The sequence below is a fragment of the Methylophaga sp. UBA5088 genome (assembly GCF_002414625.1).
Taxonomy (GTDB): Bacteria; Pseudomonadota; Gammaproteobacteria; order Nitrosococcales; family Methylophagaceae; genus Methylophaga; species Methylophaga marina.
This window is the reverse complement of record NZ_DIAC01000050.1, coordinates 1,973-9,814: the sequence shown is the minus strand read 5'-3', so window position 1 is coordinate 9,814 and position 7,842 is coordinate 1,973. Positions and strand designations below refer to the sequence as shown.

Genomic DNA, 7,842 nt, shown 5'->3' with positions numbered 1-7,842 from the left:
ATAATATATATTATGTTAAATAGAATATCTAAGAACAGTAATAGCAATAGATGTGAGTATTTACATGCTCTTATTAAAATTAGCCTCTTCTGGCAGTTGATAAACAGATATTTAAGATGAAAAAGACATTTAGAGAGGCTCGATATGCTGCCAGAATGACAAAGAAACAAGTCGCAGAATATTTGGAATTATCACCAAGAACCGTGGCCCGTTATGAGCAAACATACTGTGCCCCTAAAGTGATTATTGAGTGTCTTTTATTGCTTGGTGGCAAGATGCCAACAATTGGAAGACGTCATTGTTTTGAAGGATGGTCTTTTGGAAATGGTTTTCTTTGGTCACCATCCGGGGAGAAATTTACCAGTGGTGAAATTCTGGCTTTGCATATCAATCAGCAGTTAGTGGATGAACTATATCGAGAGAATATGATACTCAGAAAAACAAAGAAGAAATGATGACTATAAAAAAAGGAGCATTTAATGAGTATAAACGCCCCCTTCTCTTTGTACGTTCAAAATTTAAAATCTGACATTTATTTCGGGTAATCACCCTGCAGATTTTAAAATTTGAAAAATACTGTTTTTAACGATGAGCGACCTTAACAGTCGTGTTTTGCCAGACTTTTTGAACCTGTCGTCTGATTTGTTCAAAGTGAGCGTGTTGTTCAGGCTGTTTGTGTAACTCAAGTATGATGGTGATACCATCAATCAAATAATCAGCCGCATTCATTAATAAACTGGCTAAACGATTGGTGTCTTCTGCACGGGTGGCAATACCAACGATAATTTGATGATCGTCCATTTCCAAGTCTTGTTCGACAGAATGAATTCGGCAATGTACCGTTTCGCTCAAAAACGCATATTCAGTTCGGTATTCGCTCATCAAACCAGCCATTTCAGCTTTGATGGCAGTGCTGACATCACCGCGGTTAATTTCATCAGCACTGTTAATCATGCGTTCCAAATCATTCATTTCAAGTTCTGTCAGGGCATGGACCTCAAGCTGTTTTAGATAAAAACGTGTCAGTACTTCCCTTCTTTGATCGGTGTCGCCATCTGTCATGGCTTCGAGAAAGTCTTCATGACGATAAAACGCTGCCAGATTAAATAAGGTTTCCAGCAAACAGCGTGACATGATTTCTGTTTCGTGGATCATGCCTCGTTCAGCCATTAGCAGAACGGACTGAAAGTGAGACAACATACGTTGGAAATAGAGACTTAAATAAACTTCGCTTTTATCATCAGGACGAATACGGCAATGATTTAAAATTGATTGACCCAGCTGACTTAAATCTTCACAAACAAGGTATTGTGGGGTTTGGTGGATTTCTACACTGAGCGTGCCAGTTCTTGATTGCTCTGATAAAAACCCTGCATCCTTAAAACTTGTTTGCTCTGACATAAATTACCTCGTTGATTGCTTACTGACTCCCTATCTTACGCTTACCTGCTTTGCTTACAAACCCTGATCTGTTTTTGACTCATGATTTCATTTCTGTATAACTGGAGTGGATAGAAATAAACATAAGGAGCTAATTATGGGCTGGCGTGAAGATGGTACTGAAAAAACCTATACAGATGAAGAAGTTGAAGCGCGTTTAAAAGAAGAGCTTCCACATTGGTATTTAGAGAACGGCTGGATACGTCGCAAATATAAAACCAGTGGCTGGAAAAGTACTTTAATGGTAGTGAATACCATTGGTCATTTAGCTGAGGCGGGTTTTCACCATCCGGATTTAACGGTGTCTTATGCCTTTGTTATCGTCAAGCTGACTAATCATGCGGCAAAAGGTATTACCGATAAAGATTTTGAGTTAGCGAAAAAATTTGAAGAAGTGGTGATGTGGCAGCCTGGACTTGATGATGGCGCCTTAGTGGGCACACCTGATGATGCTCGCTTTAAATACATTAAATATGACTAATGGAAAGTTAGATGGATATTGATGAATCGCTGAATGTCTTTGGTGAGAAGTTAGAAAGTTGTAGTGAAGATCCTCTCACAGGTTTCTACCGTGATGGTTGTTGTAATACGAGTGATGCTGACTACGGTCAGCACACAGTCTGTGTGCAAGTCAGTCAGGCATTTCTGGAATATTCACGTTTTCGTGGTAATGATTTAACCACACCGGTAAAAGAGTTTGGTTTTCCTGGTTTGAAACCAGGTGATCGTTGGTGTTTATGTGCTCAGCGCTGGTTGGAAGCATATGAGCATGATATGGCGCCTAAAATTTACCTGGCTGCCACACATCAGCGTGCCACTGAAGTGATTCCTATGGAAGTGTTAAAAGAATATGCAGCGGATCTGAATTAGTGCTTATCAAATGCGACTGGCAAAAAAGGCTTTCACATCTTCAATATTCTGACTGATTGGCATTGGCGGTAAACTCCGCATAAACACTTTGCCATAGGGTTTACTCAGAAAACGTGGATCACATAATACCAACACACCAGAGTCATGGGTGTCACGAATCAAACGGCCAATTCCCTGTTTTAGCTGAATAACTGCAGCAGGGATTTGGATCGTTCGAAAGGGATTACCGCCCCGCTCTTTTAAATCATTAATGCGTGCTTCCAGCACCGGATCGCCAGGTGAAGCAAAAGGAATTTTATCAATCAACACGCAGGATAACGCTTCTCCCCTAACGTCTACCCCTTCCCAGAAACTATTCGTACCTAGCAAAATGGCATTGCCATGACTGCGAAACTCTTCGAGCAGTTGCGTTTTAGCGCCAGAGCCTTGAACCAGCACGGGATAATCAGATTCTTTTAAGGCTTCAGCGACTTCATGCATCGCTTTATAACTGGTGAATAATAAGAAGATTCGCCCTTGGCTGTGCTCAATGACTGATTTTGCGACTTCAGCAACATGGCTATTGTAACTCGGGTTGGATGGCTCAACTGGAATCGTCGGCATATAAAGCAAGCTTTGTTTGCCATAATCAAATGGACTTTGCCAGCTGGCTGTCACCGGATCTTCCAAACCTAGCTGATGAGTGAAGTTATTAAACTTGCCTGCTACCGTGAGTGTGGCTGAAGTGAAGACCCAAGCCTGTGGTTTATCTTTTATCCAGGCTTGGAAATACTGGCTGACTTCTTGTGGCGTGGCATGCAAAATAAAACTCGAATTACGGTTGTCCAGCCATAAAACTAAGTCTGTTTGTTCGTTTTGCTGAAATATGGACAAACGTTCAATCAAATCCTGACAGCGTTGGTAACATTGTTCTAAGCCTCTGCCCCGCTCGGAAGCTGCATCGAGTTGAATTTCTAATTTCTCTAATGATTCTAGTAAGATATCGAGCTTTTCTATAATATCTTGTGACTTTTCTAACACGGGTTGCCAGGGAACGCGTTGCTCATGTTCACCCAAAGATAGATTAAATTGATGTAAGCGATTATCTAATTGTTCTGCCGCAGTGCGGATATCGTTCATATCCGTTGCTTCAGCTTCCATTTCACGGATACTGTCTCGGCTTAACTCCTGGAGTTGATGACTGCTGACTCGATGGCCGAGGAATTGACTGGCAATGGCAGGGAGTTGATGAGCTTCATCTATAATATACGCATCGGCATCAGGTAAAACCTCGCCCTGACCAGATGATTTTAGTGCCATATCTGACATTAATAAATGATGATTCACCACGACAATGTCGGCTTCCTGTGCTTTACGTCTCGCTTCAACAATAAAGCATTCATCGTATTGAGGACATTGCTGCCCAAGACAATTATCAACCGTTGACGTCACTTTGGGCCACAACGGCGAGTTTTCTTCTAATAAATCCGTTTCACTTAAATCACCTGTGGTTGTTTTACCGCCCCACTCACGCAAGGTTTGCAAGGTGTGTTGATGGTATTGCTGACCGGGTTCAGATTCAGCTAATTCCAGACGGTGATGACAGAGATAATTACTTCGGCCTTTCAATAAGGCCGTTTTTAATGGCACAGAAAGTACTTCACGAAGTTTCGGTAAGTCTTTGTTAAATAATTGATCTTGTAAGTTTTTTGTACCCGTTGAGATAAACACTTTCTGCCCTGAAAGCATGGCTGGTGCAAGGTAGGCAAAGGTCTTACCTGTACCCGTGCCGGCTTCAGCGATAAGAATATCACCATGCGTTAGCGCTTCACCGACCTGTCGTGCCATCTCCAATTGCTGGGTTCTACTGGTGTAACCTGAAATGTGTTTGGATAATAAACCATTGTCTGCAAATAGTTCATCAATGCGTTCGATCATACTATCCCTATTCGTTGATTTATCATCCACACCAGACAGATACCCACGATAAAAAAGCCAAGTCCACATGCATAAGCAATGCTTTTGTGACGGTTGATCAAGTTCGCTTCTGATTCAGTAGATAAAATAAATGGCTGGTCTTTCTGTGTTGATGCTTTCAGTATACTCAGTGGTTTTTCATGTGCCATGGCACCGACTTTTACTTTCGCTTGCTGGTAAGCATCTTGTCTTGCTTGCTCCCACTCTTGCTGACTGAGCTGACCATCACGGTTGGTATCATAACGATGTAAAAGATCATTAGGATCCTGTTTCCAATCTTTTAAGGTGGCGGTCATCATATTTTTTAAACTTGCGTCTTCAACACTGGCAACGGTTTGAAAATCACCCAGCACATAAAGATAATCCCCTTCCAGTATGGTCCACTCGGTATAACGACGTGCAGGAAAAGTATCTCGTTTGTACCAGCGATTTTTACGTTTTGTAATGACATTGGCATCATCCGGATCAATTACACACTGATCCGAAGTATCATCTAACAAGAAAATATCGTCACTGCTATGTTTTTTAATGACTTTCCAGCGCGACTTGATACGCCCTTTCCCTTCATATTCAGTGACTTGTTCTTCAATCGTATAACGAAACCAGACACATCTTGTACCTGATACCGGCGAAATAATCGGTGGGCCATCCATTAATGTAGTGGTACCAATCAGTTCCACATATCCCTGTGGTGCGGAGCGGATTTTAGCCGTTGGTACATTTTCAATCAGTCTGGCATATTTATAGTGTTTGACCATCTGATAAAACACGACGATCACTATCGCCGATAAGACACCCGTTGCAATATAAAACTCAGTAACAGTGAGCTTATTTATCTCAACAGAAAGCGAAGCCAACCAGTCCTGCATCTAGCGTTCAAACAAGCTCTTGATATCCAGATCAATCAGTTCTTCGGATGTAAATTCGAGCAAGGTAAACGATTTAAAGCCAAAAAAGCGTGCCAGGATAACATCGGGAAATTGCTCGATACGGACGTTATTGATATTGACGCTTTCATTATAAAATTCACGTCGGTCTGCAATAGTGTTTTCTAACCCCGTTATCCGAGCCTGTAAATGCTGGAATGATTGATCTGCTTTCAACTCCGGATAGGCTTCAGCTACAGCGAATAAGCTGCCTAATCCCATGCGCAATGCCCCTTCGGCAGAACCTAACGCTGAAATATCACCGTTTTGTTGAGCAGTGGCAACGGATGCGCGCGCCTGCATGACTTTTTCCAGGGTGTCCTGTTCGTACTGCATATATTGCCGACAGGTTTCGACCAGCTTGGGCAGTTCATCGTGGCGTTGTTTGAGTAATACATCAATGTTTGACCAGGCTTTACTGACATTGTGTTTGAGACTAACCAGATTGTTATAGATGATGATGAGGTAAACAACTAAAACAACAACGACAGCCCAAAATATAAATCCCGTAATAGTCATCCATTTACCCTCAAATGATTAGTCGTCCTGATTTTCCCATACGTCGGTTTCTAGACCGTTTTCGCGGGTCCATACCCGTTCACCAATAATCTTGAATTGTGCGATAGACATGGCACCGCGCTTTTTTCGATTACTGTCTTTTTTATTATCTAATGCATCCGCAATAGCTTCACGGCTTGCTTCATAGATTTCATCGACATCGTAGTGCTCATCAAACAGCACTAATACAGCCAGATCCCAATCCTGTTCAGGATTTAATTGTCCAATTCTGGGGCTGGCTTTACTGCTATCAAAAATGGCTCGGCCTTTGATAATAATACGTTTATCCTGCCGATGTCCTTCCTTGCCGGTCGCATCAATCGGACTGTTGGGGTCATTAATCAGTGAAAGGTTGAGCGCTCTTGCTGCATCAAAGCGGGCAATCTCGCCAGTAATCGGTAGGGTGCTCCCAGTAGCTTCACGGTATTTTGCCGCAAGCTGTCGGGTTTCATGCATTAATTTATCAATGGAATAGAGGTCCATATCTACCTTGAATGTTTCTTCATTTGCCACCGATTATACATGGCAAAAAAAACGGTCTGTCCAGTTTAAAAGACAGACCGTTTAAAACTTGAGGCTGTGAATATCTCCTCTTATACAGAGACCACAGCTAACTCATTGAGTTTCCAGTTTTTATTTTTTAGCATCAAGTTCTTTTTGGTAATATTTGTGAACCAATTTATCTTGATTTTCCAATAAATAATCGATGCTTGGCTCGTTATTCATGGCTTTTTCGATAGCACGGCGAGTGGCTTCGCGGTGAATGTTGAATAAAGCTTCGTGATCTAAGTCTTCTACAGTCACGATGCTTGGGTTCAACCATACAGAAACGATGATACCTAAATCGTTCGCTTTTTCTTTTGGAATAGTACCGTTACGAACAGCATCTAATACGCCGTTAGCGATAGCGCCTTGAACTGTACCCATCAGAATGTTGGTGTAAGCTGTTTTCTTAACAGTGACTTTACTGACCATTAATGTGGCAGGTTTAACTTGCATGTCAGTGTTCATCAGCGCTAATACGCGTGAGTGACCTTGTACTTGGTCGCCCATCAGGTTAGCAAATGCGGTACCAAATGGACCGTCTAATTCACCGATAACGACTTCTGGCTCAGCCGCTGTAAAAGCAGGACCACCGCCAACCAGTGCTTCACCTGTACGCATGACAATTCTATCGCTCATAGGATAATTCTCCTGTTTATTGCTAAAAGATGGGCCAATTATCCCGGTCTGCGGCCAAGCTCGCAACCTTGATTCGCTTTATCGTCTTGTTCAACAAGGTTAAACTAGTCTTTTTTTGTTGAATTCAATCATGGCTGAAATAGCAACTCCCTACGAACGTATCGGTGGTGAAGCCGGTGTCAGACATCTATGCAAAACTTTTTATGAGGTGATGTGTGAGACGCCTCAAACACAACATATTCGTGATTACCATCCAAAAGACATCAGTATCAGTGAAGAAAAATTATATTTGTTTCTGACTGGCTGGTTGGGTGGCCCGCCTTTATATACTGATAAATACGGTCATCCAAGACTGAGAGCTCGACACTTGCCCTTCTCTATTGGTATCGAAGAACGTGATCAATGGCTTTATTGTATGGCTCAGGCATTAAAATCGATGGATTTAGATCCCTTATTTTCAGAACAGCTGATGGCGTCGTTTGTACAGACAGCCGATTTTATGCGTAACCGTCCAGAGACTGAATAATGAATATTGGCGCGCTAATCATTGGTGATGAAATTCTGAGTGGCAAACGTCAGGATAAGCATTTCGCTCATTTACAATCCGTTCTGGCCAAACGTGATTTGGAATTAAGTTGGACGCTAATTGTTGGTGACGATCCACAGCAATTGGAACGCGCCTTACGCTTTTCAATGAGCAGTCCTGACCTGGTGTTCAGCTTCGGAGGTATTGGTGCCACTCCGGATGATAGAACCCGCCAGACGGCTGCTTTAGTGAAAGGCGTTGAGATTAAACCTCACCCTGATGCAGTCAAAGCAATTGAAGATCAGTTTGGTAAAGATGCCTATCCTAATCGTATTTTGATGGGCCACTTACCTGAAGGTAGCCGCATTGTTCCCAATACTATTG

The 7,842-nt window shown here is 42.3% G+C and carries 11 protein-coding genes; 5 read left to right on the top strand and 6 right to left on the bottom strand.

Annotation, left to right across the window (positions count from 1 at the left end):
• Positions 1-116 precede the first annotated feature (116 nt).
• The gene (locus tag B4K20_RS06840) at positions 117-455 is read left to right on the top strand and encodes a helix-turn-helix domain-containing protein (RefSeq protein WP_289282356.1); all 339 of its coding nucleotides are present in this window, start codon (positions 117-119) and stop codon (positions 453-455) included.
• A gap of 127 nt (positions 456-582) precedes the next feature.
• On the opposite strand, the gene B4K20_RS06835 is transcribed toward B4K20_RS06840, so the two are convergent.
• On the bottom strand, positions 583-1,401 hold the full coding sequence (locus tag B4K20_RS06835) for a DUF5677 domain-containing protein (RefSeq protein WP_289282355.1): 819 nt from the start codon (positions 1,399-1,401) through the stop codon (positions 583-585).
• 136 nt (positions 1,402-1,537) lie between these two features.
• Between B4K20_RS06835 and B4K20_RS06830 the strand changes: the two genes are divergently transcribed.
• Both B4K20_RS06830 and B4K20_RS06825 read left to right on the top strand, forming a co-directional pair.
• A complete protein-coding gene (locus tag B4K20_RS06830; RefSeq protein WP_286304588.1) occupies positions 1,538-1,921 on the top strand; it encodes a 4a-hydroxytetrahydrobiopterin dehydratase in 384 nt (127 codons plus the stop codon).
• A 17-nt stretch (positions 1,922-1,938) separates the two neighbouring features.
• Positions 1,939-2,310: a DUF2237 family protein gene (locus B4K20_RS06825; protein WP_289282357.1), complete on the top strand. Its 372-nt coding sequence runs from the start codon at positions 1,939-1,941 to the stop codon at positions 2,308-2,310.
• 6 nt (positions 2,311-2,316) lie between these two features.
• Here the strand turns inward: B4K20_RS06825 and B4K20_RS06820 are convergent, their stop codons facing one another.
• The 5 genes from B4K20_RS06820 to fae all read right to left on the bottom strand — a co-directional run bounded on the left by B4K20_RS06820 (position 2,317) and on the right by fae (position 6,932).
• Entirely contained in the window at positions 2,317-4,227 is a 1,911-nt protein-coding gene (locus tag B4K20_RS06820) for an ATP-dependent DNA helicase (protein ID WP_289282354.1), read from the bottom strand.
• Positions 4,224-5,135, bottom strand: coding sequence for a hypothetical protein (locus tag B4K20_RS06815; RefSeq protein WP_289282353.1), 912 nt, complete (start codon positions 5,133-5,135; stop codon positions 4,224-4,226). The genes B4K20_RS06820 and B4K20_RS06815 overlap by 4 nt, the downstream gene beginning before the upstream one ends.
• A complete protein-coding gene (locus tag B4K20_RS06810; protein WP_289282352.1) occupies positions 5,136-5,711 on the bottom strand; it encodes a LemA family protein in 576 nt (191 codons plus the stop codon).
• 18 nt (positions 5,712-5,729) lie between these two features.
• Positions 5,730-6,263, bottom strand: a complete 534-nt coding sequence (locus B4K20_RS06805; protein ID WP_286304584.1) for a hypothetical protein — start codon at positions 6,261-6,263, stop codon at positions 5,730-5,732.
• A gap of 120 nt (positions 6,264-6,383) precedes the next feature.
• The gene (fae, locus tag B4K20_RS06800; RefSeq protein ID WP_286304583.1) at positions 6,384-6,932 is read right to left on the bottom strand and encodes a formaldehyde-activating enzyme; all 549 of its coding nucleotides are present in this window, start codon (positions 6,930-6,932) and stop codon (positions 6,384-6,386) included.
• Between the two features lie 130 nt (positions 6,933-7,062).
• Between fae and B4K20_RS06795 the strand changes: the two genes are divergently transcribed.
• Together B4K20_RS06795 and B4K20_RS06790 are read left to right on the top strand one after the other, a co-directional pair.
• Complete coding sequence (locus tag B4K20_RS06795; protein ID WP_286304582.1) at positions 7,063-7,458, top strand: group II truncated hemoglobin; 396 nt, start codon at positions 7,063-7,065, stop codon at positions 7,456-7,458.
• The coding region (locus B4K20_RS06790; RefSeq protein ID WP_289282351.1) for a competence/damage-inducible protein A at positions 7,458-7,842 on the top strand (385 nt) is incomplete at its 3' end. The genes B4K20_RS06795 and B4K20_RS06790, both read left to right, overlap by 1 nt.

What these genes read in the sequence shown, in the direction of transcription:
- B4K20_RS06795 (WP_286304582.1), top strand. Translation starts at nt 7,063, where the DNA reads ATGGCTGAAATAGCAACTCCCTACGAACGTATCGGTGGTGAAGCCGGT.
- B4K20_RS06835 (WP_289282355.1), bottom strand. Translation starts at nt 1,401, where the DNA reads ATGTCAGAGCAAACAAGTTTTAAGGATGCAGGGTTTTTATCAGAGCAA.
- B4K20_RS06820 (WP_289282354.1), bottom strand. Translation starts at nt 4,227, where the DNA reads ATGATCGAACGCATTGATGAACTATTTGCAGACAATGGTTTATTATCC.
- B4K20_RS06830 (WP_286304588.1), top strand. Translation starts at nt 1,538, where the DNA reads ATGGGCTGGCGTGAAGATGGTACTGAAAAAACCTATACAGATGAAGAA.
- fae (WP_286304583.1), bottom strand. Translation starts at nt 6,932, where the DNA reads ATGAGCGATAGAATTGTCATGCGTACAGGTGAAGCACTGGTTGGCGGT.
- B4K20_RS06810 (WP_289282352.1), bottom strand. Translation starts at nt 5,711, where the DNA reads ATGACTATTACGGGATTTATATTTTGGGCTGTCGTTGTTGTTTTAGTT.
- B4K20_RS06815 (WP_289282353.1), bottom strand. Translation starts at nt 5,135, where the DNA reads ATGCAGGACTGGTTGGCTTCGCTTTCTGTTGAGATAAATAAGCTCACT.
- B4K20_RS06840 (WP_289282356.1), top strand. Translation starts at nt 117, where the DNA reads ATGAAAAAGACATTTAGAGAGGCTCGATATGCTGCCAGAATGACAAAG.